Here is a 25,768-nt window from a genome sequence, read left to right on the forward strand (position 1 = left end):
TTATTTTTTTGTGATTGAATTTACTGTTACTCGACTAATTAAAGGTGTGTTTCTGCCAATTTTATTTTCATCTCCATAATAGCCATAGGCTTTTTGAGAAGGGAATATAAAGGTATAGGTTTCTCCGGATTTCATTAGTTTTAGACCTTCTCGCAGACCTGTAAAAAGCTCCTCTTGGTCCATGGCATAGTTTCTGTTTTTTAATTCTGAAGCTGTGTATATTGTTTGGCCATTTAGAGCTGAAATGTTGTAGTCGAAATTTACAATGTCACTAAATTCTGGTACTTTAGAATCATTGCTTTCACCAACTATTGAATCTTTAGCAAGCCAAAAACCAAATTCTGAAGCCGTAAATTGCTTAGTATCTTGACCGTTAATGTAGGCTTCGATAGCTTTTTTTTCGGTTTCGTAAAGTTTTTTGTTACGTATTACAGAGGCTTCGATTAAAGATCCTGTTTTTACAGTTTCTGGCTTTCGAGCTTCGGGCGTTTTACAAGCCAATAGGCAAGTAAAAGTAAAGAGTAAAACTGTAAGTTTATTCATTATTAAGGGCTTTACTATAAGCGGGTAATATACTAATAAATTTTTCAATTGTAGATTCTAGAGATGTGTCGCTTTTTCCTCCAGCGGCATTTGTGTGTCCTCCGCCTTCAAAGTGAGCACGAGACAATTCGTTTACAGAAAAATCACCTTTAGAGCGTAACGATATTTTAATAATACCTTGCTTTTTATCTTCTATAAAAATAGCAGCCAACACAGTGTTATTTAAAGATAGTGCGTAGTTTACAAAACCTTCGGTGTCTCCTTTTTTATAATCTAAATCGCGTAATTCTTTTTGAGAAAGCGTAATGTATGCAGCTTTGTATTCTGGTAATACTTTTAAATTACTTAGTGCGCAGCCTAATAATTGTAGTCTATTATAGCTGTTTGTATCGTAAACTTTGTTGTGTATTTCTGTGTTATCTGCACCTTTGTCTATTAAACTGGCAATAATGCGGTGTGTTGTACTTGTTGTAGATCGAAATCTAAAAGAACCGGTATCTGTCATAATACCAACATAGAGACAAGTTGCAAGTTGTGCATTCACTTTATCTAAAGCATCTAACTTGTCTAAAAAATGATATACCATTTCGCAAGTAGAGCTCATTGTTACATCGCTAAACATGTATTTGGCATAATCGTCTGGTTGTTGGTGGTGGTCTATCATTATTTTTAAACCTTTACTGTTTGCTAAAACAGATTCCATATGTCCTGTGCGATGGAAAGCATTAAAGTCTAAAGTAAAAACAATATCAGCGGTATTAATAAAAGCTTCGGTTGTTTCTTTTTCAGTTTCATGAATTTCTACAGTTTCTACTTTTGGTAGCCATTTTAAAAAATCAGGAAAATCGTTTGGTGCAATTATTTTTGCATCATGATTAAGTTGCAGTAAGTAGTGTAAAAGACCAAGAGTAGAGCCAATAGCATCTCCATCTGGATTTTTGTGTGGTATAATTGCAATTTTTTTAGGAGTCGCTAAAAGCGCTTTAATTTCCTCGATATCTTGTGTGTTCATAGGTAGCAAATATACAGTTTTTTAAAATTTATAAGTACTATATCTACTTTGTAAATTACTTTAAAATAAAACAATTATTATTTATTTAACAAAACATAAAGTTAGTATTAGTAATAGCTACCGATTCTTTCTGCTAAGAATTAATAGAGTTGAGATTGTATTTAATTGGAGCTTTTTTTAATCCGAAAAATGGATGGTATTGTTTATATGAAGAAAAATACTATTTTTGCACAAAATTAAAAAAAATACAATGGCAACAAATAGAACATTTACAATGCTTAAGCCTGATTCTGTTGAAAAAGGAAATATTGGAGCAATTTTAGAAAAAATTAATGCTTCAGGTTTTAGAATCGTAGCAATGAAATTAACACAAATGACTAAAGCTGACGCTGAAGCATTTTACGCAGTTCATAACGAAAGACCTTTCTTTGGTGAATTAGTAGAATACATGACTCGTGGACCTATAGTTGCTGCTGTGTTAGAAAAAGATAACGCTGTTGAAGATTTTAGAACTTTAATTGGTGCTACAAATCCTGCAGATGCTGCAGAAGGTACTATCCGTAAATTATATGCTGCTTCAATAGGAGAAAATGCTGTACACGGAAGTGATAGTGATGAGAACGCTGCAATTGAAGGTGCTTTTCATTTCTCAGGAAGAGAGATGTTTTAAGCATTTAAGCGATAAAAACATACGTTTAAGCCTAACTTTAACAAGTTAGGCTTTTTTTGTGCCTGAGAATCAAGTAAATTAGCAACACTTTAACAAAAAAAAATAGTCCTATGAAGAGTATTAAAAATGCATTTTTAGTTTGTTTTTTATTTTCAGTTTTTTCTCAAGCGCAAAATACAGAAAGAGCAATTGAAAACTTTAAACAAAAAACAAATGCGTCAATTACAATTAACAAAGATTCTAAAGTCCCAGAATTTATTAAATTTTCAAACAACAACGCTTTAAAACTTAGCGGTGGTTCTCTTACTGAAAAAGCTTTTAGTTTTTTAGAAATTAATAAAGGGCTTTATAATATCGACGAAGTAAATAGTGCATTTAAATTAAAAGAAGAAACGGTTGATAATATCGGCTTTCACCGTGTTGTTTTAAATCAAGAATATAATGGTATACCTATATATGATGGGAAGTTATTATTTCATTTTAATACTGAAAACAATTTAACAGCAATAAACGGTAATTATATTACAGATATAAAACTGAATCCTATTGCTACTTTATCTATAACGGAAGCTAATACAATTGCTATTGAAACGATAGAAAATCAAAACCTTAATAACTCTGGAGAAGCATTAATTGCACATGATAGTAAATTATACGTTTTCCAAAAAGGATTGGCACAAGGCTTTAAAGGAGCTAATTATTTGGTTTATGAGATTGAGGTAAGAAATAACAACGATGTTAGAGAGTTTGTATTCGTAAATGCGCATACAGGTACTATTGTAGAACAATTTACTGGTATGGCACATGTTTTAGATCGTGTGGTTTATGAAGGCAATACATCAAACCCAGTGTGGCAAGAAGGAGATGCTTTTCCAGGAGCGTTAACTATTTGGCAGAGAAACGAGGTTGAAGCTTCGGAACATACTTATAACTTTTTTAATAATGCTTTTGGTTATGTTTCTTACGATGGAGCAGATGCGCAAATGCGAACAATAAATAATAATCCAAATATTAATTGTCCAAATGCAAACTGGAATGGAGCAACTGCTAACTATTGTGATGGAACAGCAGCCGATGATGTAATCTCGCATGAATGGGGACACGCTTACACAGAGTATACTAGTGATTTAATTTACCAATGGCAGTCTGGAGCTATAAACGAGTCTTTTTCAGATATTTGGGGAGAAACAGTAGATCTTTTAAATAACTATGAAGATGCAGATGATAATAATGCTTTAAGAACGGGATGTAATACAAGCGACCGCTGGACGATTGGTGAAGATGCTTCTGCTTTTGCAGGCGCAATTAGAGATATGTGGAACCCTACGTGTCAAGGCGATCCTGGTAAAGTTACAGATGGGCAGTATTGGTGTAGTACAGATGATTCTGGAGGTGTGCACATAAATTCGGGTATTCCAAATCATGCTTATGCTTTATTGGTAGACGGAGGGAGTTATAATGGACAAGTTATTGTTGGTATAGGTTTTACAAAAGCAGCACATATTTTTTGGAGAGTACAGAGTCAATATTTAACCGCTACAAGTGATTTTACAGATTTAGCAAATGCTTTAGAGTCTTCTGCAAATGATTTGATAGGAACTAACCTAGAAGGTTTATCCACCACAAGTACGCCTTCTGGAGTATCTGGAGAGATTATTACTGCTTTCGATGTGCAACAAGTTATAAATGCTGTATTAGCAGTAGAGCTACGTATAGAACCGGTACAATGTGGTTTTATGCCCGTTTTAGGTGATGCACCAGCAATTTGCGATGCAGGAATGAATAATCCAATCTATTTTGAGGATTGGGAAACAGGTACAGATGGTTGGTCTTTTGGACAAGTAGCATCAACATCTACATGGAGTCCTAGAGATTGGCAATTAGAAGCAACTTTACCTAACGATAGAGCTGGCAATGGTATTTATGCAGTAAATGCTCAAATTGGTGAAACTTTTGGAGGTGACTGTAGTACAGATTTTCAAAACGGAAGTATGCAATTAGAGAGTCCAATAATAACAATGCCCGATGTTACTACTGGTACTTTCGAATTGGCTTTTAATCATTATGTCGCTACAGAACTTAATTGGGATGGTGGAAATATTAAGTACAAATTAGATACAGGAGTATGGACAGTTTTACCTTTGGCAGCTTTTACTAGTAATGGGTATAATGGTGCTATAAATACAGCAGGAGCAGGAAATGATAATCCTATGGAGAGTCAGGTGGCTTTTACAGGAGCTAATGAAGGTTCTAATAAAGGCAGTTGGGGAACTAGTATTGTAGATTTATCTTCTCTTGGAGTAACAGCTAATAGTGAAGTGCAATTTAGATTCGATTTTGGAACAGATGGTTGTAACGGTATTGATGGCTGGTATTTAGACGAATTTACGGTTTATAACTGTTCGAATGCTTTATCTGTTTCAGATTTTGATGCGCTAAGTAACTTGGTAAAAGTATATCCTAACCCATCGAATGGAACTTTTAATTTGAAGAGAACAGGGACAGTAAATTTAGTCAAAGCTGAGATTTATGATATTAACGGTCGTTTTATTAAAGTTATAGATTTGTCTAATATGAATGAAACAAAAGCAATAGACCTGTCGGATGCTGCTTCTGGTTTGTATTTTATGACTATTACTTCTCAAGATGCTAAAGGTGTTATAAAATTAATGAAGCAATAAAAAAGAGTATAGAATATTAAAGCGCAACTATTAGTTGCGCTTTTTTTTGTTTAAAGAATTTAATGACATAAAAAAAGCCCACTAAATAAATAGTGAGCTTAACTTGTAATAAAGTAAATTGAATATATAATTATACTACTTTTACGTTTACTGCATTCATACCTTTTTTACCTTCTTGAAGGTCAAATTCTACTACGTCTCCTTCACGAACTTCGTCGATTAATCCAGAAATGTGTACGAAATGGTCGCTTTCTGATCCATCTTCAGTTATAAAACCGAATCCTTTAGAATCATTGAAAAATTTTACTGTGCCTTGAGCCATTTTAAAAAAAATTTAATTTATAATAAGTAACAAATATAATATTTTTTATTAAGGAATCTCTGTTTATTTTTTTTGATTACAATTTGATAATATTGGCTATTTTAATTGTATCTATCTTAATTATAGCTTTATAACCGCTGTAATTCAATTTAGTAAATTGTGTAATTAGATTATGTTCTTTAAAAATATACGTAGTAAAATAGTATTATTGATTTGGTTGTTACTGAAGCTTTAATGTGTTTTATGTTGAAAATAAATTATGAATAAAGGCGAATTGTGTAGGTTTTTTTTGTGTGCTTATTTAGCCCAAACTATCTCAATACTATTTTCTTGATTATATTTTTACCCAATTCTTCGTTAAGCATTGTTGTAATTTTATCTTTCCCGTAGCTTAATTCCTCCCTTAGGGCGCTTGAACTTAATTGTATGTAAAGCGTTTCGTTTTTTAAATCTACAGCAGTTGTGTAATTATTTACACCATTTCCCATTAATTTGGCCCATGCATCTCGAACATTAACCTTATCTAAACCTTTTTCTAGTTTATTGCTTTCTACAAAGTCTTGTAAAGCGTCTTGAATATTTAATATGCTATTGTTTCTTTTTGCCATGTTTAATTATCGAGATTTTGAAATTTTGGAAGTTTTTTTAATTAATTTACTATAATAGGAGTAAAGCGTTTGTATAAATATACAGCGTTATTTTGGTTGACAATTTTTAAGTGACTTTTATTTGCCATTAAAACGGTTTCTTTCCAATTAGAAAATTCGGTAGAATAATATAAATTTAAACTATCATTTTCTATTTTTAATTGAAGCAGTTCTGCATCCTTCGACGTTTCATATTTGCCATCAAAACGAGGATTCATTTTTTTTCTAAAACCTTTTAAACTATCTCCAATAGAAATGTAATCTATGGTTTGGTTTACTTTATAATCTTTTTTCTCGCCATTAGATAAAGACACACTTTCAATCTCCCAGTAACCATCAATATGTTCTATTAATGTTTCAGGGTTTTTAGAGCAGCTGGTTGTTATGATTATTGTTAATATGAATAAAATTCTTTTCATAGATTTAGTTTTGATTGTAAGATTAATACGTTATTTATGTGCAGTCTCTCGTTATAAAGAGTCTAATTGTGAGGCTAAGTTTTACAATTTAAATATCTCATAAGATTGATGCACTTGCTTTATCGCTTTTTCCGTTCTTTCTGCGTGTGTGTCGCTAATAAATAATTGTCCGAAATTTTCGTCGTCCACCAGCTTAATTATTTGGGTAACGCGTTCTTCATCTAACTTATCGAAAATATCATCTAACAGTAATATAGGGTTAAAACCACTTTGTTGCTTTATAAAATCAAATTGTGCCAATTTTAAAGCTATTAAAAATGATTTTTGCTGCCCTTGACTTCCAAATTTCTTAATAGGATGGTCGTCTATATTAAAGATTAAATCGTCTTTATGTACACCAACACTTGTATACTGTATCATTTTATCTTTATTAATAACTTGCATTAGCAATGTGTTTAAATCTGTTTCAAACAAGTCACTCTTGTACACTAAATCTACGGTTTCGTTCCCATTACTAATGGCTTGATATCTAGATTTAAAAATAGGGATAAAGGTTTTTAAAAAGGCTTCTCTTTTATTAAAAACCTTAGTGCCAAAGTCTGTTAATTGACTATTATATACCTCTAGCGTATCAATATTAAAAGTATTATTAAGCGCGAAATACTTTAATAAGCTATTGCGTTGGGCTAATATTTTATTATATTTAATTAAATCGTCTAAATAAGTTTTGTCGCTTTGCGAAATAACACTGTCTATAAACTTTCTTCGTGTATCGCTACCTTCTGTAATTAGGTCTCTATCGGCTGGAGAAATTATAACCAAAGGCAAGAAGCCAATATGCTCACTAAACTTATTATAAGCCTTTCCGTTGCGTTTAATGACCTTTTTTTGTCCTCGTTTTAGGCTAACTACAATTTTTTCGGATTTATTTTCCTTATTATAATCACCATTAACGACAAAAAATTCCTCGTCATGTTTAATGTTTTGAGACGCCACAGGATTAAAATAACTCTTACCAAAAGATAAGTGATAAATAGCATCCAATATGTTTGTTTTTCCTACGCCATTGTTGCCAACAAAGCAATTTATGGTGTCGTTGAAAGTAAGTGTTTTACTCTCGAAATTTTTGTAATTTATTAAAGAAAGAGACTTTAAAATCATAGGCTATTTTCACAAATGTAGTAGCTGTTATTTTTGCAATTATCTGTGGCTTGCAAAATAACAAATAAATAAGCTTTTATATATGAAGAAATATTTTATTTTTGCGACCATAAATAAAACGATACATGGCAACTTATAAGAAAAGAGGTTACAAACCAAAAACAGAAAAAGAAAAAGAAGTTATCGACGAGAACTTAGGAGAAAACTCAACTACTGCAGAAGTATTTGATGCCTTAGACGAGACGGCTTCTAAAACGGAAGACTTTGTTGCTGCTAACCAGAAATATATTTTTATTATTATAGCAGTAGTAGCTGCTTTAGTTTTAGGATACTTAGGATATAAAAAATTAGTTCAAGAGCCTGCAAATGAAGAAGGAATGAACGAAATGTACCACGCACAAAAGCAATTTAATGATGCTGTTAGCGGTATTTCTAGCGATTCTCTTTTTAACGTAGCACTAAAAGGAAGTGAAGGTAAATACGGTATGTTAGAGATTATTAAAGAATATAGCGGAACACCTGCTTCTAATTTAGCTAACTATTATGCTGGAATGGCTTACTTAAACTTGAAGGATTATAAAAATGCAATTACGCATTTAGATAATTTTGAAAGTGAAGATCAGGCTGCTGGACCAATGGCAAAAGGATCTATTGGAGATGCTTTTATGCAATTAGAGCAACCAGAACAAGCTTTAAAGTATTACTTACAAGCTGCAAAAATGAGAACGAATGAGTTAACTGCTCCTACATATTACTACAAAGCTGGAATAACAGCTTTAAACTTAGGAAAAGCTTCTGAAGCTTTAGGTTATTTCAATACGATTAAAGATATGTATCCTAGCTCACCTGAAGCTTCATCTGTAGAAGTATTTATAGGGAAGGCGAAAGCAATGTCAAACTAGTAATTTATCGCGATAGCGGAAAATAAATATGGCAACAGTAAATAACAATTTATCGGAATACGATAAAGCATCAATCCCAAACGCGAAAGATTTTCGGTTTGGGATTGTTGTTTCAGAATGGAATGATAATATAACGGAAGGCTTATATAAAGGTGCTTACGAAACCTTAATAGAGCATAACGTATTACCAGAGAACATAACACGTTGGAATGTTCCAGGAAGCTTTGAACTAATCTATGGTTGTAAAAAAATGCAACAATATAATGTAGATGCTGTTATAGCAATTGGAAGTGTAATTCAAGGTGAAACTAAACATTTCGATTTTGTTTGTGAAGGTGTTTCTCAAGGAATTAAAGATCTAAATATACTTAATGATGTTCCAGTGATTTTCTGTGTTTTAACAGATAATAACGAGCAACAAGGTATTGAGCGTTCTGGTGGTATTCATGGAAATAAAGGAACAGAAGCTGCTGTTGCTGCTATTAAAATGGCTGTTATTAGTAAGTTGTAATTCTAGTATACAGTAAACCTTTTAGTTTTTAATTTTAGGATTTCATTTTAAAAAAAATAACCACCTTTAATAGTGGACTTTACCTCTTCTCGTAGAAACGAGAAATATATCTGTTAACAATTTTAGCATTTCATTATATAATTTCTTCTGTATTTTCAGTACTTTTGAGTGTATTTCAATAGTATAATATAACACTGTGTTTGATAAAAGAAAAAACAAAACGTTTAATTATAATTCTAGGTTTTCTAAAGACGAAATCAAGGATGTAAAAACGGAATTTGATGCTAAACGGGAGATAACTTCAGAGTGGAAACGCACTAGAAAAACGGGTGCTGGAAAACGTAAAATTGGCTTACCGCTATTACTTTTGTTATTAGGCATTATTATTGCAATCATGTACTATCTAGAATATAAACTATAATAGTTATGGGATTAAAACTAAAACAAAATAAGCGTTATAATTATAAGCCTCGTTTTTATAAAGGAGACGGTAGTCCGTTTGCCATGAAAGGTAAGTTTGACGGAGAACGTTCCACTTTAGAAGCATCAGGTAATGTTAAAAATAGATTTTTAAAAGCTGTAGATGAACTTCAAAACTCACCTGACAAAGCAGTTAATAGACGTGTATTAATTATTATTTCTATTCTAGTCCTTGTTTTTCTTTTTATAATCGATTTCGATCTCACTATATTTTTCTAAGCTGTAAATGGCAGATATCATACAATTATTACCAGACCATGTTGCGAACCAAATTGCTGCAGGAGAAGTTGTACAACGACCAGCTTCTGTAGTCAAAGAATTACTGGAAAACGCAATAGATGCTGGAGCATCCTCAATAAAACTTATAATTAAAGACGCAGGAAAAACACTTGTACAAGTTATCGATAATGGTAAAGGTATGAGCGTTACAGATGCGAGATTAAGTTTCGAACGTCATGCGACTTCTAAAATTAGAACTGCAGACGATCTTTTTAAGCTTAACACCAAGGGTTTTAGAGGAGAAGCATTAGCAAGTATCGCAGCAATTGCACATGTAGAATTAAAAACAAAGCAAGGAAACGAAGATGTTGGTACTTGCATAGAAATTGAAGGTAGTACTGTAAACAGCCAAGAGGTTGTGGTAACACCAACAGGCACATCAATTTCAGTAAAGAATTTGTTTTATAATATTCCTGCTAGACGTAATTTTTTAAAATCTAATACTGTAGAAACGCGTCATATTATAGACGAATTTCATCGTGTAGCATTAGCGCATCCTAATATTGGATTTGTTATGTTTCACAACGGTAGTGAATCTTTTAACCTTCCAGAAAGTAATTACAGACAACGAATTGTAAATATTTTCGGAACAAAAACAAACGAAAAACTAGTTCCTGTAGATGAAGATACCGAGGTGCTAAAAATTTCTGGTTTTGTTGGTAAACCTGAGTTTGCAAAGAAATCTAGAGGAGAACAATTCTTTTTTGTTAACGATAGATTTATTAAAAGTGCGTATTTAAACCATGCCATTGGCTCCGCGTTTGAAGGGCTTTTAAAAGATGGAGCACATGCAATTTATTTTCTAAACTTAACAGTGAATCCACAAACTATAGATATAAATATTCATCCAACCAAAACGGAGATTAAATTTGATGATGAGCATACACTGTATGCCATTTTGCGTTCAGCAGTAAAACATAGTTTAGGTCAGTTTAATATTGCACCCGTTCTAGATTTTGATCGCGATGCAAATTTAGATACGCCGTATAGCTATCAACAAAAAGGTGAGCCTTCTGTAGAAATTGATAGAAGCTTTAATCCGTTTAGAGAGGAAAAACAATCTAGTAATAGTGGAACTGTAAGTAGCGGTTCTTATAAAAAACCTTCAAGTTCAAATTGGGAAAGTTCATATGTAGGTCTAGAATCTAAAGGCACACAGACACAACAAGATTTTAGCGAGGTGCATTTTGAAAGTGCAGCTAAAAATGAATCTATTTTTGATAACGATAATCAAGTAGAGAAGAAGCAAAGTACGTATCAGTTTCATAATAAATATATTGTAAGTACTATAAAATCTGGTATGTTGTTAATAGATCAACATCGTGCACACCAACGTGTTTTGTATGAAGATTTTTTGAGGAATATGACGATTAAAGAAGCAATGAGTCAGCAACTATTGTTTCCTTTACAGCTTCATTTTCCACCACAAGAAATTGAAATTATTAATCAGTTAAAAACAGATTTAGAACACACAGGTTTTATTTTTCAGACTATAAAAGGAGAGCTTGTTGAAATCTCAGGAGTGCCAGTAAGTGTTCCAGAAAGTGAAGTGTCTATTATTTTAGAACAACTTATTAATGATGTAGAAAATGAAGTGCCAGATAGTAATTTTAGCCCAACAGACTTGCTTGCGAAGTCTTTAGCTAAGAGTTTAGCTATAAAAACAGGTCAAAGTTTAACAATAATGGAACAAGAGCATTTGGTAAACTCACTTTTCGCCTGTAAGGAACCGAATGTTTCACCAACCAATAGAACAACATTTGTAACCATGACTGTGGACGAGTTGGATAAAAAGTTTGTGTAATGATTAAGTTAACAGAGGTAATAAAACATATTGTAATCATTAATGTTATATTTTTTGTAGCATCGATTACGCTTGGAAATACAACTATGTTTAATCAATGGATGGTTATGCACTATCCATTAAATAAGGATTTCCATATTTGGCAAGTGGTAACGCATCTTTTTATGCATCTTGATTTCATGCATATATTGTCTAATATGCTAATGCTTGTTTTTATTGGGTCTTTATTAGAAAGAGCAATAGGTAAAAATAAATTTTTAATTTTATATTTTTCGGCAGGACTTGGGGCAGTAATATTGAGTGTTTTAGTTGATTATGTGCAGATAGAATTAGCCATCAATACATTAACAAATAATGGGTTTGATAAAGCAAATATAATGTCTACACTAAGTCAAGGAAAGTACTCTCCTTCGTGGCAGTCAGCTTTGACAGAGAATTCTTTTCAGAACTTAGTGACTAATTTTAATAAAATTAGTCTTGGTGCCTCAGGAGCTGTAATGGGTGTTGCGGTTGCAACAGCTTATTTATTTCCTAATGTCGAGTTTATGTTAATGTTTCCGCCAATTCCAATAAAATTAAAATATTTGGTAATGGCTTATGTAGCAGGAGATGTTATTTCTGCAGTCTTAACAGGTACTCCGTTATTAGGATCTACAAATGTTGGACATATGGCGCATATTGGAGGAGCAATTACAGGATTTGTTATGATGTGGTATTGGAAGAGAGAACTAATCAAAAAAAATAGAGCTAATTAATGAGTTTGCTTTCAGATTTAAAATACAAGTATAATTTAGCGCCAATTCACGAAAAAATTATTTTCGTAAACATTGGTGTATTTGCAGTTATAGCAATTATAAATACTATTTATTTTCTAGCAACGAAATCGCATTTTTCTTTATTTCAAGATTATTTAGCACTTCCGGAAGATTTAAGTCAGCTAATATTTAAACCATGGACTTTTCTTACTTATGCGTTTATGCATAATAGCTTTTGGCATCTTTTAGGAAATATGATTGCTTTGTATTATTTCGGACGCATATTTTTGACGTTCTTTTCAGTAAAGCAGTTTATTAACTATTACTTTGTTGGTGGATTGGTAGGCGGATTAATTTTTGTAATCTCGTATAACCTTTTACCTGCGTTGGTCGATGAATCTGCCGTATTATTAGGTGCTTCTGCTTCTGTTTTTTCAGTTTTGGTGGGTGCAACTACTAAATCTCCTAACTATGTGTTAAACTTATTTGGAGTGTTTCAGCTTAAACTTTGGGTGCTAACAGTATTATATCTTATTTCATTTATTGCGCTAATACCTTATGCAAATGCTGGAGGAGAATTATCTCATTTGGGAGGTGCTATTTTTGGGTACATTTATACCAAGCAATTAGATAAAGGAAATGATATTGGTAGTTGGTTCGGTAACACCGTTAACGCTATTTTAAGTTGGTTTAAGGCTAGTAAAAAAGGAAATCTTAAAACAGTTTATAAAGATAAATCTAAAGTAGGAGGTTATACTAAAGGCGAGTTTAGTGAGTTTAATAACCAAAAGAAAATAGATATTATTCTAGATAAGATAAGCAAAAGCGGTTATGAGAGTCTTTCTACCGCAGAAAAAGAATTTCTATTTAAAGCTGGAAAGTAAAATGCGAAAATTAAAGTTTTTCGAGAAAGTAATGTTCTTCTTCAACTCTGTTGTAGCTTTTGTTCTGCTACTATCTTATGTGCTACCATTACTACCTCCAAAAACATTTGCAGCTTTATCTGTGTTAGGTTTAGGTGTGCCAATTTTAATACTTTTAAATGCCTTATTTTTTGTTTATTGGTTAGTTAAAATAAAAAAACAACTATTATTATCACTGTTCGTTTTGGCTATTGGCTACTTTATTTTTGGCTCTTTATATAAATTCTCTGAGTCTAAGGCTATCGAAGACGAAAACAATATTTCTATTATGAATTATAATGTGAGATTGTTTAATCTCTACAAATGGATTCCTAATGAAGATACTGAAGAAGAACTCGTTAGTTTTATAAAAAAAGAGGTTCCAGATATTCTTTCTGTACAAGAATACCATCCAAGAGAAAGTAATAAATTGTCTTTTTATAAGTATAAGTTTGAAAAGTTACTTGGTAAAAAGAAAAACTATGGACAGGCGATTTTTTCAAATTATCCAATAATAAATTCAGGTTCAATCGAGTTTCCAAATACGTTTAATAATGCTATTTATATTGATATCGTTAAAGCGAAGGATACTATTAGAATTTATAATCTACACTTACAGTCATTACGTATTGATCCCAAGGTTGAAAACTTAACGACTAAAGAATCGGAAAAGTTATTTAATGGCATTGGTGAGTCTTTTAAAATGCAACAGTCTCAGGCAGCATTGTTTTTAAAGCATAAAAACCAATGTAATTATAAAACAATAATCTGTGGAGATTTTAATAACACCGCCTTCTCTTATGTTTATAAGCAAGTTAGAGCAGATTTTCAAGATACGTTTAAAGCCGCTGGAAATGGCTTTGGTAGAACGTATAACTTTAAGTTCTTTCCTATGCGAATCGATTTTATATTTGCAGATCCTGCATTTAACGTTAATGGTTTCAAAACCTATGATGTAGAATATTCAGATCATTATCCTATAATGACGAAGGTTAGTCTTCAATAAGCAATCTTTAGGTTGCTAGTTTGAGCATTCGCTAGAATAATTCGTAAAAATCTATGAAATCCGTTTAAGAAATCGTTTTTAGTAAAGGCTATCTTAAATGATTTCAAACAAGTGTAAAGGTTAATTTAAGTTTAGTTATTTTCAATCTATTATCAAGGAATCTTCACTAAAGTGCTGTGCATTTTAATGTAAGTATTTTAGGTTACATCATCGAGCAATCGACAGCATCAGCTAAAATATGAACACATAATCCCAAGCCAATCCATCTTGTTTTCTTCGGAAAAACTAAAAATAAATACAACGGAATTAAATAATAACTATGTAGCGGATGAAAATTAATGCTACAGCGATTGGCTTCAAATATTGGGTTTGCTAATAAGTGATCTAAGTCAATTAACATACCTAAAATCATTATTATATAAGCCTTTTTCCACTGTGGTTTAAAAAAATATAAAGCTATTGCTAAAGGCAGAAGAAAATGAATACCGTAATGAATAAAGGACTGCATCATTATAAAATAGTCTGAGATTCTAAATAACTAATAGCATTTGGTCCTTCGTTAAAAAGTAAGTCTAATATACTTAAGTTATTTATGTAGCCATGTTTGGTATAGAAAACCTGATTGTAAGGCTCTAATGCAATTATGTTTTCTTTTTTAGCATTTACTAAACCTCTATAATCTTTTACATCTTGAGGTTCTCTTTCAAAAATCTCAGTTTTAGATGTGCTTATTTCAAGCTGAAGACATTCACAGATAACCTCAAAACATTTCAGGTTAAAATCTAAAATAGAATCAAAATTTTCAGTAAAAAGCGGTTGTAATTCGTCTATATAATATTCGTAAAAAGGAGATGTTCTATAGGCAGATTCTAAAGATTTAAAATGATTGTCTTGCCATTGGTAATCGTTTGCAATTTTTACTTCGCTGTATTTTTGTCTGTTTTTCTGACTAAAAATAACAGGTACACTTAATTGAAGTTTTCCATTGGCAGCATAAATATAGCATCGGTTTCTATAAGTTTGCTTTTGGTAATTATCATGAACTTCCAAAACAGTAGTCTCTGCTTTTATAATAGCAACAAAAGTTGCTATACTTGGGAAATAGGTTGGGTGAAGTAGTATTGTCATTATTTTATTAAAAAGCTACCTAACCATGTGTAGGCAATAAATAGAACACCAACGGCTGTTGCAACCGTTCCAAATTCGAAGCCTAAAGAGGTTCCAAAAATGGCGATTAATATCATGGCTATGCCATAAATATAGTTAATAATTTCAGACTTTTCAGTATCTGATAATGCAGCACGTGTTAAAGGCAAAATTGCACCTAAACAAGCCGCACTAATTAGTGCGTAAAGCGGATTATTAATAATAAAATAAACTCCGAAAAATAATAAAGCGCTAGTTAAAAGACCAAACATAATTTGTCCGCTTAACTTGTCTTTTTTATCTAAAAGGTATTTTCCGAATTTATCGAACATTAAAATCATGTTAGATAAAGGATCCATAATCCAGCTACCTAATGCAAATAATAAGTATGCAATTATTAATGGAATTACCATAATTGTTAGACCACTTGCCGATAATAATTTTAAAGAAATGCGGTAAGCAATATATAAACCTATTATAAAAATATATTGGTTTTTTTGCGACTTGTTACTTATCCAAAAAGAATACCTTAAATAGAGATTGTAAATTTTGTTTTTAGATTTCATAGCAGTAAGCATACCGCTTCTGGCATAATCTAAATTTGGATCGAGCATTAACGCTTCCTTAAAATGCTTTAAAGCCTCCTTGGGCTTGTTACTTTCTAAATGAGACCAACCAACATTAGCATGTGAGTATGCATTTTCAGGATTGTCATTAAGAAGGTTTTCTATTGAGTATGCAGCTTCTTCTTTACGGTTTAATTTTGTAAGAGCAGTTGTTCTTGCGTTTAGGCAAAATGTGTTTTTAGAATTGATTCTTAAACCTTCGTTAGCAAAGTCTAAAGCGCTTTCAAATTGCTTACTATTTATAAGTATATAGGCTTTTTGACCAAAATGATTTTCGTTATCTGGATCAATTTCTAATGCTTTATCTACATTTTCATTGGCATCCTTAATCTTGTCTTCGTGAAGATAAATTTGTGATAATAGAAAGTAAATTTCAGCTTCGTTAGGATAGTCTGTTCTTAAATCTTTAATGATAGCTAAAGATTTGCTAATCTCGTCTAACTGAAAATAGCTTTGGGCTAAAAAATATCTAGCACTAAACGTATCAGCATGCTCTGCTAGCGCATTTTTAAAATACGGAATAGATTCTTTAAACCGTCCTAGTTCAAATAATTGAAGACCTCTTTGTAGGTTAGGACTATCCATTATTTTTTTATGTTCAAATAAGTAAGAATATCGTCGTATAATCCAGAGTCGTTAGAGTATAAAGCATAGTTTTTAGCCGAACCAAACCATTCTTTGGTAGAAGGTTTCATTTTACCAAAAGCTTGAATAATATCTTTTGTTTTTAAAGGTTTAGGAATACCGTCTTTAAAAGAGTCTAATAATTTTTTTTCGATGGCAATATCAATACTAGAGCTAATGTCTGCACCAGAATATTCTTTACTTTTTTTAGCTAATTGCTTTAAATCTATAGCTTCTGTTGGTTTTCCTTCTAACTGAATTTTAAAAATAGACTCTCTAGCTTTTTCATCTGGAGGTGCTACAAAAATAATACGATCAAAACGTCCTGGTCTTCTAAAGGCTGGATCTATATACCAAGGTGCATTTGTAGCTCCTAAAACAAGAATACCATCGTTGTTTGAATCTATACCATCCAATTCAGATAAAAACTGGTTAATAACTGTTCTTCCTGCAGTTTTATTAATGTCGTTTCTATTGGCACCTAAAGCATCAATTTCATCTATAAAAATAACACAAGGTTTATTTTCGCGTGCAGTTTCAAAAATTTCATGAAGATTCTTTTCAGAATTTCCCAACCACATATCTAATATATCATTAATACCAATATTTATAAAGTTGGCATCAATTTCACCTGCTGTTGCTCTAGCAATATGTGTTTTTCCACAACCAGGAGGTCCATAAAGCAAAATGCCTCCTCCAATTTTTTTGCCGTAAGCTTTATATAAATCTTTGTGGAGTAGTGGCTTAATTATCTTTAAATCTATTTCCTCTTTTATATGCTCCATACCACCAACATCACTAAAATTGACCGTTGGTTTTTTTAACATAGAGATAGCATCTTCATCAATATAATCGTCAGATTCACTTGTAACCGCAAGTTTAAAAACCGATTCGAAATCTGGATTGTAATAGCTATTGTCTATATCAAGTATGGTTTGATAAACAGATAATGCTTCGGCATGATTCTTAAGTTTAAGTAAAGCATCACAATATAATTCTAAGTAGTCAATATTGTTGCTGTTCTCTGTAAGTTCTTCTAGTATAACTTCGGTTAAATTATACTTTTCTTCATTGTAATAACACTTGGCTAATAAGTACTTGTATTCTTTCTTATTATCTCTGTCTAATAGTGAAATAAGATGTTTTTCAGCTTCAGTATAATTAAAACTATTAAGATAAATCTTTGCAATTTGAAAGCGTAGCTCGTTATTTTCCGGAGAAAATTCAAGTGCTTTCAATAAACTTTCTAATAAAGAATTATCCATAATTTATTTCTTCTTACGCTTTCTAAAACGATTAAATCCTATAAAGCCAGCAATTAAAACCAATACAGGAATTAAATAAGAGGTTGCTTTACCTGTTCCATGAACAGTAGTAAATAGTCTATCCCAACGTACTTTATTTTTAATAGTATCGAAACTCATCCATACTAAAACAGGTTTCCCTACCACGTGATCGAAAGGTACAAATCCCCAATATCTAGAATCGATAGAGTTTTGTCTGTTATCACCCATCATCCAATAATAATCTTGTTTAAAGGTATAGTTTGTTGCTACTTCACCATTTATTAAAATCTGATTTCCTCGAGAAGTAATTGTGTTTCTTTCGTACTCTCCAATAACACGTTTGTATAACGGTAAATTTTCTATTGTTAAATCTAAAGACTCTCCTTTCTTCGGAATATAAATTGGTCCAAAATTATCTGCCGTAAAACTGTATTCAGAATCCTGAGGAAATAAACGAGCATCTGGAGTTTCAGAGTTTACTTTTTCTAAAGAAATTACACTTGGATCTTTGGCTACTTTAGCAGCAAGTTCTTCCGTCATGTTACCAATATAATTGGTCTTTGCTACAGACATTTTTAAACGATCGAAGAAACGCTGGTTTAACCTACCAGAGACTTCCGTTTTTAAAGAATCTCTTTTAATAATATTAAGATTTACTTCGGGACTAGCGCTAATAAAATCTTTTATTTTTGGGTCGTCTAGGTATTTGTTTTCTATGTAATAAGTCTCGTTTGCACTACTTTCGGTGATTTCGTATTTATTAAACAAATCACGAATATTCCCTTTAGTTTGTACGTTGTAAAAGAACTGCAGTCTTGCGCGATCTGGTAATACGTTTTTTTCTCCATTAATATAAACGTGACCTTCTCTAAGTTCTAATTGATCTCCAGGGATACCTACACAACGTTTTACTAAATTCGTTTTCTTATCTATAGGTTTGTAGTAATTTCTGTCTGGTGTAAAATCATTCATATCCAACAAGGTATCTGCTGGCTGATTGAACACTACAATCTCATTACGTGTTATTTTTTGGAAACCAGGCAATCGCATATAAGGCAATTGTAGTTTGTTTTTCCATGAGGTATTACGTTCTTCATATTTATCATCAAAAATATAAGATTTCATTTTTGTCTTCGGCACAGAATCGTGTACCATTGGTAAAGCAACCGTAGTCATTGGAACTCTAGCACCATAATGAAATTTACTAACGAAAAGGAAATCACCAACCAACAAGGTTTTTTCTAGTGAAGATGAAGGAATAACAAAGGGTTGAATAAAATAAGTATGTACAATAGTTGCTGCTACTATAGCAAAAAGAATAGAACTTATCCAGTCTCCAGCGCTAGTTCTTGCTTTTAAACTTCTGTCTTCAATATAATTAACCTCTGCAACATAGTTTAAATAAAAGTTATAAAAACCTAAAGTTACTATTGCTAATATGGTGTCTAATCTAGAGTTTTTACCAAAACTTCTAGCTGTTTCTACCCAAATAACTGGAAACATAATAAGGTTTACAATAGGTAAAAAGAGTAGGATAGTCCACCACCATTCTCTGTTAATTATTTTCATTAAAATAACAGAATTGTAAACAGGAACAAAGGCTTCCCATGCTTTACGACCTGCTTTTATGTATAATTTCCAGGTGGCTAATCCATGAATTAATTGAATAATCAAGAAGAATATAATCCATTGTGTTCCGTTCATAATCTATATTTTGTACTAATAGTTAATAAAATCTATTAGTGTTTTTGCTTTCGCAAATGTTACATTTTTATTTTTAGTTAACCAATATTTAACACATCTTTCATGGTAAATATGCCCGTTTTTCCAACAAGCCATTCTGCCGCAACAACAGCACCTAAGGCAAAACCTTGACGACTGTGTGCAATGTGTTCTATTTTAATAGTATCGACTTCGCTTTTATAAGTAATATTGTGTGTTCCTGGTACATTCTCAATACGTTTAGCGGTAATAGGCAGTACTTTATCTTCGTTACCATCTAATTGCCATGCGTTAAAACTATTATGGTTTTCTATAATGTCTTCGGCTAAAGAAATTGCTGTTCCACTTGGTGCATCGAGCTTTTGAGTGTGATGGATTTCTTCAAGATCAACATTATAATCTTCTAAAGCAGACATCATTTTAGCTAAGTTTTTATTTAACTCAAAAAAGATGTTGACACCTAAACTAAAATTAGAGGCATATATAAAAGCTCCTTTTTTTTGTTCACAAAGTGCCACAATTTCATCGTAGCTATCTAGCCAACCAGTGGTTCCAGAGATAACCGGAATGTTATTATTAATACAGTTAGAGATATTACCAAAAGCAGCATTAGGAATACTAAAGTCTATTGCAATATCGGCCTTTGTTATTTCTGAAGATACAGTTTCCGAAGTTTTAATAACAATTTCATGTCCACGACTTAAAGCAATGGTTTCAATTGTTTTTCCCATTCTACCATAGCCTAGTAAAGCGATTTTCATTAAAAATTAAAATTTTTGTTTCCGAGAGGTCGGAAATCTTATTAATATTTTATAATTAACATTACGTATTCTAATGCTAATTTAACTTTAAACTCATTGTTAAGCCAACGGTTCCTGTTTTCTCGAACTCATCAATTTTATAATGTGGTTTAAAACTTAAATTTTCGTCTACATTATATTGCAGTAAATGCGCATCTACATTGGCATCAATAATATTTAAAGCATATAAACCTACTGTTATAAGTAGGGACAATTCTTTATTAGATTTAAGCGTTTTTTGCGCTGCAATTAAACCATCACTTGTAAAGCGATCTTGAAACTCATCGTCTTCAAAACCTGCTAGTCTACGTTTGTAAGCATCTCGAACACGTTTATATTGGTTATTGTTGTCTATATAAAAATAAACACCAGTTCCAAGTGCAGCATAAATAATAGGAATTTTCCAATACTTCTTATTATAAGCCTGACCTAAACCAGGTAAAACAGCAGAGTAAAAAGCTGCTTTAGAGGGACGTAATGGATCGATTTCTTTACGTACCAAAGCAGAATCGAGAGGTACAATAACCAATTCTTCTAAGCTTTCTTTAGGCTGCTCTTTTTTATCTTCTGTTTTGTCTTCTTTTCCTTTTTGCGCTAAAGCGGAAAGACTAAGCAGTAAACAAAAGATTGATATAACTATTTTATTTGTCACCTTCGACTAACTTTTTAATACGATTAAAATCTTCTTCAGAATGAAAAGGAATTGTTATTTTTCCCTTACCATTACTAGCTACTTTAACGTCTATTTTATGTCCAAAGTATTCAGAAAATGCTGTTATTCCTTTTTTTAGAAACTTTGGTAATTCTTCTTTTGCTTCTTTCTTAGGTACAACAACTTCATCAGTAGCATTATAATTTTTAACTAAAGCTTCTGTATCACGTACAGATAGTTTATTCGCTAATATTTTCTCGTAAATATCTAATTGTACCGTTTGGTCTTCAATATTAATAATAGCACGACCGTGGCCCATAGATAAAAAGCCATCACGCATACCAGTTTGAATAATTGGATCTAACTTTAATAAACGTAAATAATTAGCAATTGTAGAACGTTTTTTACCAACACGTTCACTCATTTGTTCTTGTGTTAATTGAATTTCGTCAATTAAACGTTGGTAAGACATTGCAATTTCAATAGGATCTAAATCTTGACGTTGGATATTTTCTACCAATGCCATTTCTAAACTCTCTTGATCGTTTGCTATACGTATGTATGCAGGAATAGTCTCTAAACCTATAGACTTACTTGCACGAAAACGACGCTCTCCAGAAACCAATTGGTAACTTTCGAAACCTAACTTTCTAACCGTTATAGGTTGTATTACACCAAGTTCTTTAATAGAAGAGGCTAATTCGCGTAGCGTTTCTTCATTAAAACTAGTACGTGGTTGAAACGGATTCATTTCAATAGAATCCAATTCTAATTCCACAATATTACCAATCACTTTATCTGCATTTTTGTCTTGTACAGATTGTATGTCGTTACTTGGGTCTTTTAGTAAAGCTGAAAGTCCTCTACCTAAAGCTTGTTTTTTTGTAGCCTTCGCCATTGCTTAGGAGTTTTTATTTATTACTTCTTTTGCTAAACTTAAATAATTTGCTGCACCTTTACTAGAAGCATCATAATTAATAATGTCTTCACCAAAACTTGGTGCTTCACTAAGCTTAACATTTCGTTGTATTATGGTTTTAAAAACCATATCGTTAAAATGCTTTTGTACTTCTTCTACCACTTGGTTAGAGAGACGTAAACGCGAATCGTACATGGTTAACAATAAACCTTCGATGTCTAATTCTGTATTGTGTATTTTCTGTACACTTTTAATAGTGTTTAGTAATTTCCCTAAACCTTCCAATGCAAAATATTCACATTGTATAGGTATCATTACTGCATCTGCAGCAGTTAAAGCGTTTAGTGTTAGTAAACCAAGAGAAGGAGCACAGTCAATTATTATAAAATCGTAATCGTCTTTTATAGGCTCTAATGCTCTTTTAAGCATATATTCTCTATCCTCTTTATCTACAAGCTCAATTTCTATAGCAACTAAATCTATATGAGCAGGAATAATATCTAAATTTGGAGTATTGGTAGTTACTATGGCTTCTTTTGCAGTATTGGTATGCTCTAAAAGTTGGTAAGTTCCAATCTCTACAGTTTCTACATCTATGCCTAATCCAGAGGTAGAGTTCGCTTGTGGATCTGCATCGATAAGCAATACTCTTTTCTCTAAAACACCTAGAGAAGCTGCAAGATTAATTGAAGTTGTTGTTTTTCCAACACCTCCTTTTTGATTGGCAATGGCTATTATTTTACCCATTAATTGATTTGGTTTTATTAGGGAACTTTCGTTTAAAAGTCTAGACGTAAAAATACAATTATTTATGGTTTTAGAAAACGGAAGTTGTTAACAGTTGGTTAAACTTAAAAACAGTCTTTATTAAAGTGGTCTAATTAAGTATGTTGTTACTTAAAATTATAGCGTTAATAAAGGTGGCATTTAAACTTAAGGCATAGAAATTGCTTAAATAAATAGAGAACACACGGTTAAAAAATATATCATTATTTTTAACCCATAATTAATTCCAACTTATAATGAAAAAGATATATCATACTTTACTTATTACTTGCACATTACTGTGTGGATTAACTAGTTGTGCGCAAGAAATTAAAGCAGAAAAAGGAAGCTACGGGATTGATAAAAAAAATAAAATTATTGTTTGGCATCAAAAAGATCTAGATGCTGTTGTTACTGAAAATAAAAATATTACAAGTATTCAATTTGATGAGAATTTTACATTGAAAAACACTTCAAAAAGATTGTCTTATTCTGAAGGTTTTACAGTTGGAAATAATAATGAATATACGTTATACATTACTAAATTACCAATAATTCATATAAAATTAGACAGCGATAAATTAACTCGAGATTCTAGAATTGTTGGTCATTTTACATATTTTAATAATCACGATTATATTGAAAATATCATGGGAGTAAGGCAACGTGGGAATTTATCGTTGGGCTTCCCAAAAAAATCTTACGATATTGAGTTTTCGGCAGATAGTACTTTAAACGAAAATAAAGATCTTAAATTTAAAGGTATGAGGTCCGACGATGATTGGATTCTTGACGGTATGTATAATGAGCCATTGCGTTTACGCTCGCACATTTCGACTAATTTATGGACAACAATTCATACACCATATTATGCAGAAAAAGAACCAAAAGCTAAAAGTGGTTTCGAAGTAAAATATGTAGAATTGTTTAGAAATAACGAATATTTTGGTGTGTATCAGTTTTCAGAATCTGTAGATAGAAAACAATTAAAATTGAAAAAGAGCGAAGGAGATGTTGTACATGGTGAGTTGTACAAAGCAAATTCGTACGATGGTGGGCCAGACTTTTCTAAAGCACCAGAAAAATTCAATAATTTATTTCCGCATTGGAATGGTTGGAGAACAGAGTATCCTTTACTTAACTACAAATCGCACTTCGAAAATCTATTCGCACTACAAAATTTGGTGGTTAAAGGCACAGATGATGCGTTTATTAAAGAGATAGCAAACCATATTAAAATTGAAAATGTAATAGATTATTATATTTTTATAAATACCGTTAGAGCTACCGATAATTTAGGTAAAAACTACTATTTAGGAAAGTATGATAGTAATGAGCCTTTCTTTATCATTCCATGGGATTTAGATGGTGTTTTAGGTATTATTCAAGACGGAAAACGCGAAAACTTTACTAATAGTGTTTTAGGTAATGGTCTTTTAAATAGGTTGTTAGAATTGAATCCAAATGGTTATAAAGAAAAAGTAAAAGCCAGATGGATGGCTTTAAGAGCAACAGATTTTAGTAATAAAGCCTTACAGTCTAGAATAGATAAAGTGTATACTAATTTTACCGAAGAAAAAATTTACGAACGCGAACAATTAGTGTGGCAAAATAAATTAAATGAAAAGTCTAACACCGAACATTACAACTATTTAAAGTCGTTTTTAGAAGAGCGATTACTCTTCCTCGATGGGCATTTCAAGGCTTTGTAATTTAATTTCTAAAGGCACTTTTACCGCATTGTCATCAATAATAAACTCTTGATTGTTTTCTATAAGTAGTCCTTTTGTTTTACCAGAAAACTTAGTCTTTCCATGGTTTACATCGGTTATAATTATGCGACCATTAAAACCGGTAGAAATTTCTTTAACAGGCGTATGCCCAATAACTATTTTTTCTGAATTGTAATACTTTAAAATAGCCTCTAGTTCTGTGGCTGTTATTTTATTGTACTGAAACCTTGTTTTAACAAGACCTCTGTACCAAAACGGACCTTTTAAACTAAAAAGGAAATCGGTTACTTTGTCTTCAGTCTGTTGGCCATTAAGTCGTAATCGTACACGTTTGTTTATAGCTTCGAGGTCTAATTTGTAATCCAGAATTTCAGGACTTAAGCCTGCATGTACAAATATATAACCACCTATTTTTTCAATAACATTTTTAGATGCCAGCCATTTGCCTAATTCAGAATGTTTAGAATAAATATGTTTTATAGCTTCTTTTTGGTCTTCTACCAAGCTTATTTCTTGCGCAGCTTTTATGTATTTACCACGGTTATATCTATGGTCTCCATAAAAGTTAAGTATCTCATGGTTTCCTAAAATAAAGTGTACAACGCCATGCTGTTTTTCTGCTTGCTGTTCTAGTTTGTAAATTAACCAAAGTACTTGTGTTACATTTTTACCTCTATCTACAAAATCGCCACCTAAAACTAAATGGCCGTTACCGTAAATCCAATTATGGTTTTCGTCAATTATTTTATTAGCATATAAGAAACCTGCAAAAGCATCATATTTACCTTCAATATCCGAAATAACAATCATTTTTTCTGGTAAACTGTAAACCGTTTCTGGTATGGTATGCTCCTTTTTTAAAGACACGTAAAACTCATTTTTATCGGCATTGTCTATTTTTACTAGTACCGAATCTCTATTAAAAAAAGGAGAGACCGTAAGTCTGTTTTTTGAGCTAACGGTATACAATAAAGAATCGTTTATTATATATGGGCCATCGCTTCCATTAAAACGGATAGGTTTTGTTTTCTTGTGTTTTTTTTGATTAGGAACACCATTAAGAAGACTGTCTTTCTTTAATGTTTTTTGTAAAGGTATGTGTTGCGCAAAGCCTTTTGTTTGCAGAATAACAACAAAACAAAGACCTAAAAGAATACAATTTAAATTAGTATGTTTTAGGATGTTGTTTTTCATTGTTACTGTAAAAGCTTTTTAATTTGTACAAATTGAAAACCCTAGTTTTGGCTAAGTTGTACTTCAACTCATCTCAAAAATACAACTATAAGCTTATAAAACGGAAGTTGTTAACAGTAAATTAGCTGTAAATAAAACACTTTAAAACTTTTGAAGCATGGACCGTTGTAAATGCGGGAGATTTCGAGAATTTCGAAATTAAAAAAG

General features: G+C 31.8%; 27 protein-coding genes. 11 read left to right on the plus strand and 16 right to left on the minus strand.

Annotation, left to right across the window (positions count from 1 at the left end; translation table 11 throughout):
• On the minus strand, nt 1–543 hold the full coding sequence (gene gldI / locus ASC44_RS14225) for a gliding motility-associated peptidyl-prolyl isomerase GldI (RefSeq protein ID WP_055448291.1): 543 nt from the start codon (nt 541–543) through the stop codon (nt 1–3).
• A complete protein-coding gene (locus tag ASC44_RS14230) occupies nt 536–1,555 on the minus strand; it encodes a DHH family phosphoesterase (RefSeq protein WP_055448292.1) in 1,020 nt (339 codons plus the stop codon). Before ASC44_RS14230 ends, gldI begins: the two co-directional genes overlap by 8 nt.
• Nucleotides 1,556–1,805: 250 nt before the next feature.
• Here ASC44_RS14230 and ASC44_RS14235 point away from each other — a divergent pair, with 250 nt between their 5' ends.
• Nucleotides 1,806–2,225, plus strand: a complete 420-nt coding sequence (locus ASC44_RS14235) for a nucleoside-diphosphate kinase (RefSeq protein WP_055448293.1) — start codon at nt 1,806–1,808, stop codon at nt 2,223–2,225.
• A 110-nt stretch (nt 2,226–2,335) separates the two neighbouring features.
• On the plus strand, nt 2,336–4,906 hold the full coding sequence (locus ASC44_RS14240; RefSeq protein ID WP_055448294.1) for a M4 family metallopeptidase: 2,571 nt from the start codon (nt 2,336–2,338) through the stop codon (nt 4,904–4,906).
• A 130-nt stretch (nt 4,907–5,036) separates the two neighbouring features.
• Here the strand turns inward: ASC44_RS14240 and ASC44_RS14245 are convergent, their stop codons facing one another.
• The 4 genes from ASC44_RS14245 to recF all read right to left on the minus strand — a co-directional run bounded on the left by ASC44_RS14245 (nt 5,037) and on the right by recF (nt 7,455).
• Nucleotides 5,037–5,228 (minus strand): cold-shock protein, encoded by a 192-nt coding sequence (locus ASC44_RS14245; protein ID WP_055448295.1) that lies wholly within the window; start codon nt 5,226–5,228, stop codon nt 5,037–5,039.
• A 311-nt stretch (nt 5,229–5,539) separates the two neighbouring features.
• Complete coding sequence (locus ASC44_RS14250) at nt 5,540–5,836, minus strand: DciA family protein (protein WP_055448296.1); 297 nt, start codon at nt 5,834–5,836, stop codon at nt 5,540–5,542.
• Between the two features lie 41 nt (nt 5,837–5,877).
• Nucleotides 5,878–6,294, minus strand: coding sequence for a hypothetical protein (locus ASC44_RS14255; RefSeq protein WP_055448297.1), 417 nt, complete (start codon nt 6,292–6,294; stop codon nt 5,878–5,880).
• A gap of 81 nt (nt 6,295–6,375) precedes the next feature.
• A complete protein-coding gene (gene recF, locus ASC44_RS14260) occupies nt 6,376–7,455 on the minus strand; it encodes a DNA replication/repair protein RecF (RefSeq protein ID WP_055448298.1) in 1,080 nt (359 codons plus the stop codon).
• A 125-nt stretch (nt 7,456–7,580) separates the two neighbouring features.
• On the opposite strand from recF, the gene ASC44_RS14265 reads away from it, so the two are divergent.
• From ASC44_RS14265 to ASC44_RS14300, 8 genes are all read left to right on the plus strand, one after another.
• Entirely contained in the window at nt 7,581–8,357 is a 777-nt protein-coding gene (locus ASC44_RS14265; RefSeq protein ID WP_055448299.1) for a tetratricopeptide repeat protein, read from the plus strand.
• A gap of 28 nt (nt 8,358–8,385) precedes the next feature.
• Nucleotides 8,386–8,868 (plus strand): 6,7-dimethyl-8-ribityllumazine synthase, encoded by a 483-nt coding sequence (ribH, locus tag ASC44_RS14270; protein ID WP_055448300.1) that lies wholly within the window; start codon nt 8,386–8,388, stop codon nt 8,866–8,868.
• Nucleotides 8,869–9,064: 196 nt separating this feature from the next.
• Nucleotides 9,065–9,289: a hypothetical protein gene (locus tag ASC44_RS14275; protein WP_055448301.1), complete on the plus strand. Its 225-nt coding sequence runs from the start codon at nt 9,065–9,067 to the stop codon at nt 9,287–9,289.
• 5 nt (nt 9,290–9,294) lie between these two features.
• Nucleotides 9,295–9,567 (plus strand): hypothetical protein, encoded by a 273-nt coding sequence (locus ASC44_RS14280; RefSeq protein WP_055448302.1) that lies wholly within the window; start codon nt 9,295–9,297, stop codon nt 9,565–9,567.
• A gap of 7 nt (nt 9,568–9,574) precedes the next feature.
• Nucleotides 9,575–11,431: a DNA mismatch repair endonuclease MutL gene (mutL, locus tag ASC44_RS14285; protein WP_055448303.1), complete on the plus strand. Its 1,857-nt coding sequence runs from the start codon at nt 9,575–9,577 to the stop codon at nt 11,429–11,431.
• Complete coding sequence (locus tag ASC44_RS14290) at nt 11,431–12,186, plus strand: rhomboid family intramembrane serine protease (RefSeq protein ID WP_055448304.1); 756 nt, start codon at nt 11,431–11,433, stop codon at nt 12,184–12,186. Before mutL ends, ASC44_RS14290 begins: the two co-directional genes overlap by 1 nt.
• Complete coding sequence (locus ASC44_RS14295; protein WP_055448305.1) at nt 12,186–13,070, plus strand: rhomboid family protein; 885 nt, start codon at nt 12,186–12,188, stop codon at nt 13,068–13,070. Before ASC44_RS14290 ends, ASC44_RS14295 begins: the two co-directional genes overlap by 1 nt.
• A gap of 1 nt (nt 13,071) precedes the next feature.
• Nucleotides 13,072–14,094: an endonuclease/exonuclease/phosphatase family protein gene (locus ASC44_RS14300; protein WP_055448306.1), complete on the plus strand. Its 1,023-nt coding sequence runs from the start codon at nt 13,072–13,074 to the stop codon at nt 14,092–14,094.
• Between the two features lie 202 nt (nt 14,095–14,296).
• Here ASC44_RS14300 and ASC44_RS14305 read toward each other — a convergent pair whose 3' ends face one another.
• From ASC44_RS14305 to ASC44_RS14345, 9 genes are all read right to left on the minus strand, one after another.
• Nucleotides 14,297–14,605, minus strand: coding sequence for a DUF6122 family protein (locus tag ASC44_RS14305; RefSeq protein WP_055448307.1), 309 nt, complete (start codon nt 14,603–14,605; stop codon nt 14,297–14,299).
• A complete protein-coding gene (locus ASC44_RS14310; protein ID WP_055448308.1) occupies nt 14,605–15,222 on the minus strand; it encodes a WbqC family protein in 618 nt (205 codons plus the stop codon). The genes ASC44_RS14305 and ASC44_RS14310 overlap by 1 nt, the downstream gene beginning before the upstream one ends.
• Nucleotides 15,222–16,451, minus strand: coding sequence for a tetratricopeptide repeat protein (locus tag ASC44_RS14315; RefSeq protein WP_055448309.1), 1,230 nt, complete (start codon nt 16,449–16,451; stop codon nt 15,222–15,224). The genes ASC44_RS14310 and ASC44_RS14315 overlap by 1 nt, the downstream gene beginning before the upstream one ends.
• Nucleotides 16,451–17,755, minus strand: coding sequence for an ATP-binding protein (locus ASC44_RS14320; protein ID WP_055448310.1), 1,305 nt, complete (start codon nt 17,753–17,755; stop codon nt 16,451–16,453). Before ASC44_RS14320 ends, ASC44_RS14315 begins: the two co-directional genes overlap by 1 nt.
• Nucleotides 17,756–17,758: 3 nt before the next feature.
• Nucleotides 17,759–19,480, minus strand: a complete 1,722-nt coding sequence (gene lepB / locus ASC44_RS14325; RefSeq protein ID WP_055448311.1) for a signal peptidase I — start codon at nt 19,478–19,480, stop codon at nt 17,759–17,761.
• Nucleotides 19,481–19,557: 77 nt separating this feature from the next.
• The gene (dapB, locus tag ASC44_RS14330; protein WP_055448312.1) at nt 19,558–20,259 is read right to left on the minus strand and encodes a 4-hydroxy-tetrahydrodipicolinate reductase; all 702 of its coding nucleotides are present in this window, start codon (nt 20,257–20,259) and stop codon (nt 19,558–19,560) included.
• Nucleotides 20,260–20,335: 76 nt separating this feature from the next.
• Nucleotides 20,336–20,950 (minus strand): DUF5683 domain-containing protein, encoded by a 615-nt coding sequence (locus ASC44_RS14335; RefSeq protein ID WP_055448313.1) that lies wholly within the window; start codon nt 20,948–20,950, stop codon nt 20,336–20,338.
• Nucleotides 20,940–21,848: a ParB/RepB/Spo0J family partition protein gene (locus ASC44_RS14340; protein WP_055448314.1), complete on the minus strand. Its 909-nt coding sequence runs from the start codon at nt 21,846–21,848 to the stop codon at nt 20,940–20,942. The genes ASC44_RS14335 and ASC44_RS14340 overlap by 11 nt, the downstream gene beginning before the upstream one ends.
• Nucleotides 21,849–21,851: 3 nt before the next feature.
• Nucleotides 21,852–22,616, minus strand: coding sequence for a ParA family protein (locus ASC44_RS14345; RefSeq protein WP_055448315.1), 765 nt, complete (start codon nt 22,614–22,616; stop codon nt 21,852–21,854).
• A gap of 275 nt (nt 22,617–22,891) precedes the next feature.
• Between ASC44_RS14345 and ASC44_RS14350 the strand changes: the two genes are divergently transcribed.
• Complete coding sequence (locus ASC44_RS14350) at nt 22,892–24,346, plus strand: CotH kinase family protein (RefSeq protein ID WP_055448316.1); 1,455 nt, start codon at nt 22,892–22,894, stop codon at nt 24,344–24,346.
• Here the strand turns inward: ASC44_RS14350 and ASC44_RS14355 are convergent.
• Nucleotides 24,311–25,561 carry a metallophosphoesterase gene (locus tag ASC44_RS14355; RefSeq protein WP_055448317.1) on the minus strand — a complete coding sequence of 417 codons (1,251 nt, stop codon included), beginning with the start codon at nt 25,559–25,561 and terminating at the stop codon, nt 24,311–24,313. The genes ASC44_RS14350 and ASC44_RS14355 overlap by 36 nt on opposite strands.
• Nucleotides 25,562–25,768 lie beyond the last annotated feature (207 nt).

The organism is Lacinutrix mariniflava (assembly GCF_001418015.1).
Taxonomy (GTDB): domain Bacteria; phylum Bacteroidota; class Bacteroidia; order Flavobacteriales; family Flavobacteriaceae; genus Lacinutrix; species Lacinutrix mariniflava.

Coding starts and splice junctions, on each gene's coding strand:
- gldI (WP_055448291.1), bottom strand. CDS start 543: ATGAATAAACTTACAGTTTTACTCTTTACTTTTACTTGCCTATTGGCT.
- ASC44_RS14230 (WP_055448292.1), bottom strand. CDS start 1,555: ATGAACACACAAGATATCGAGGAAATTAAAGCGCTTTTAGCGACTCCT.
- ASC44_RS14235 (WP_055448293.1), top strand. CDS start 1,806: ATGGCAACAAATAGAACATTTACAATGCTTAAGCCTGATTCTGTTGAA.
- ASC44_RS14240 (WP_055448294.1), top strand. CDS start 2,336: ATGAAGAGTATTAAAAATGCATTTTTAGTTTGTTTTTTATTTTCAGTT.
- ASC44_RS14245 (WP_055448295.1), bottom strand. CDS start 5,228: ATGGCTCAAGGCACAGTAAAATTTTTCAATGATTCTAAAGGATTCGGT.
- ASC44_RS14250 (WP_055448296.1), bottom strand. CDS start 5,836: ATGGCAAAAAGAAACAATAGCATATTAAATATTCAAGACGCTTTACAA.
- ASC44_RS14255 (WP_055448297.1), bottom strand. CDS start 6,294: ATGAAAAGAATTTTATTCATATTAACAATAATCATAACAACCAGCTGC.
- recF (WP_055448298.1), bottom strand. CDS start 7,455: ATGATTTTAAAGTCTCTTTCTTTAATAAATTACAAAAATTTCGAGAGT.
- ASC44_RS14265 (WP_055448299.1), top strand. CDS start 7,581: ATGGCAACTTATAAGAAAAGAGGTTACAAACCAAAAACAGAAAAAGAA.
- ribH (WP_055448300.1), top strand. CDS start 8,386: ATGGCAACAGTAAATAACAATTTATCGGAATACGATAAAGCATCAATC.
- ASC44_RS14280 (WP_055448302.1), top strand. CDS start 9,295: ATGGGATTAAAACTAAAACAAAATAAGCGTTATAATTATAAGCCTCGT.
- mutL (WP_055448303.1), top strand. CDS start 9,575: ATGGCAGATATCATACAATTATTACCAGACCATGTTGCGAACCAAATT.
- ASC44_RS14290 (WP_055448304.1), top strand. CDS start 11,431: ATGATTAAGTTAACAGAGGTAATAAAACATATTGTAATCATTAATGTT.
- ASC44_RS14295 (WP_055448305.1), top strand. CDS start 12,186: ATGAGTTTGCTTTCAGATTTAAAATACAAGTATAATTTAGCGCCAATT.
- ASC44_RS14300 (WP_055448306.1), top strand. CDS start 13,072: ATGCGAAAATTAAAGTTTTTCGAGAAAGTAATGTTCTTCTTCAACTCT.
- ASC44_RS14305 (WP_055448307.1), bottom strand. CDS start 14,605: ATGATGCAGTCCTTTATTCATTACGGTATTCATTTTCTTCTGCCTTTA.
- ASC44_RS14310 (WP_055448308.1), bottom strand. CDS start 15,222: ATGACAATACTACTTCACCCAACCTATTTCCCAAGTATAGCAACTTTT.
- ASC44_RS14315 (WP_055448309.1), bottom strand. CDS start 16,451: ATGGATAGTCCTAACCTACAAAGAGGTCTTCAATTATTTGAACTAGGA.
- ASC44_RS14320 (WP_055448310.1), bottom strand. CDS start 17,755: ATGGATAATTCTTTATTAGAAAGTTTATTGAAAGCACTTGAATTTTCT.
- lepB (WP_055448311.1), bottom strand. CDS start 19,480: ATGAACGGAACACAATGGATTATATTCTTCTTGATTATTCAATTAATT.
- dapB (WP_055448312.1), bottom strand. CDS start 20,259: ATGAAAATCGCTTTACTAGGCTATGGTAGAATGGGAAAAACAATTGAA.
- ASC44_RS14340 (WP_055448314.1), bottom strand. CDS start 21,848: ATGGCGAAGGCTACAAAAAAACAAGCTTTAGGTAGAGGACTTTCAGCT.
- ASC44_RS14345 (WP_055448315.1), bottom strand. CDS start 22,616: ATGGGTAAAATAATAGCCATTGCCAATCAAAAAGGAGGTGTTGGAAAA.
- ASC44_RS14350 (WP_055448316.1), top strand. CDS start 22,892: ATGAAAAAGATATATCATACTTTACTTATTACTTGCACATTACTGTGT.
- ASC44_RS14355 (WP_055448317.1), bottom strand. CDS start 25,561: ATGAAAAACAACATCCTAAAACATACTAATTTAAATTGTATTCTTTTA.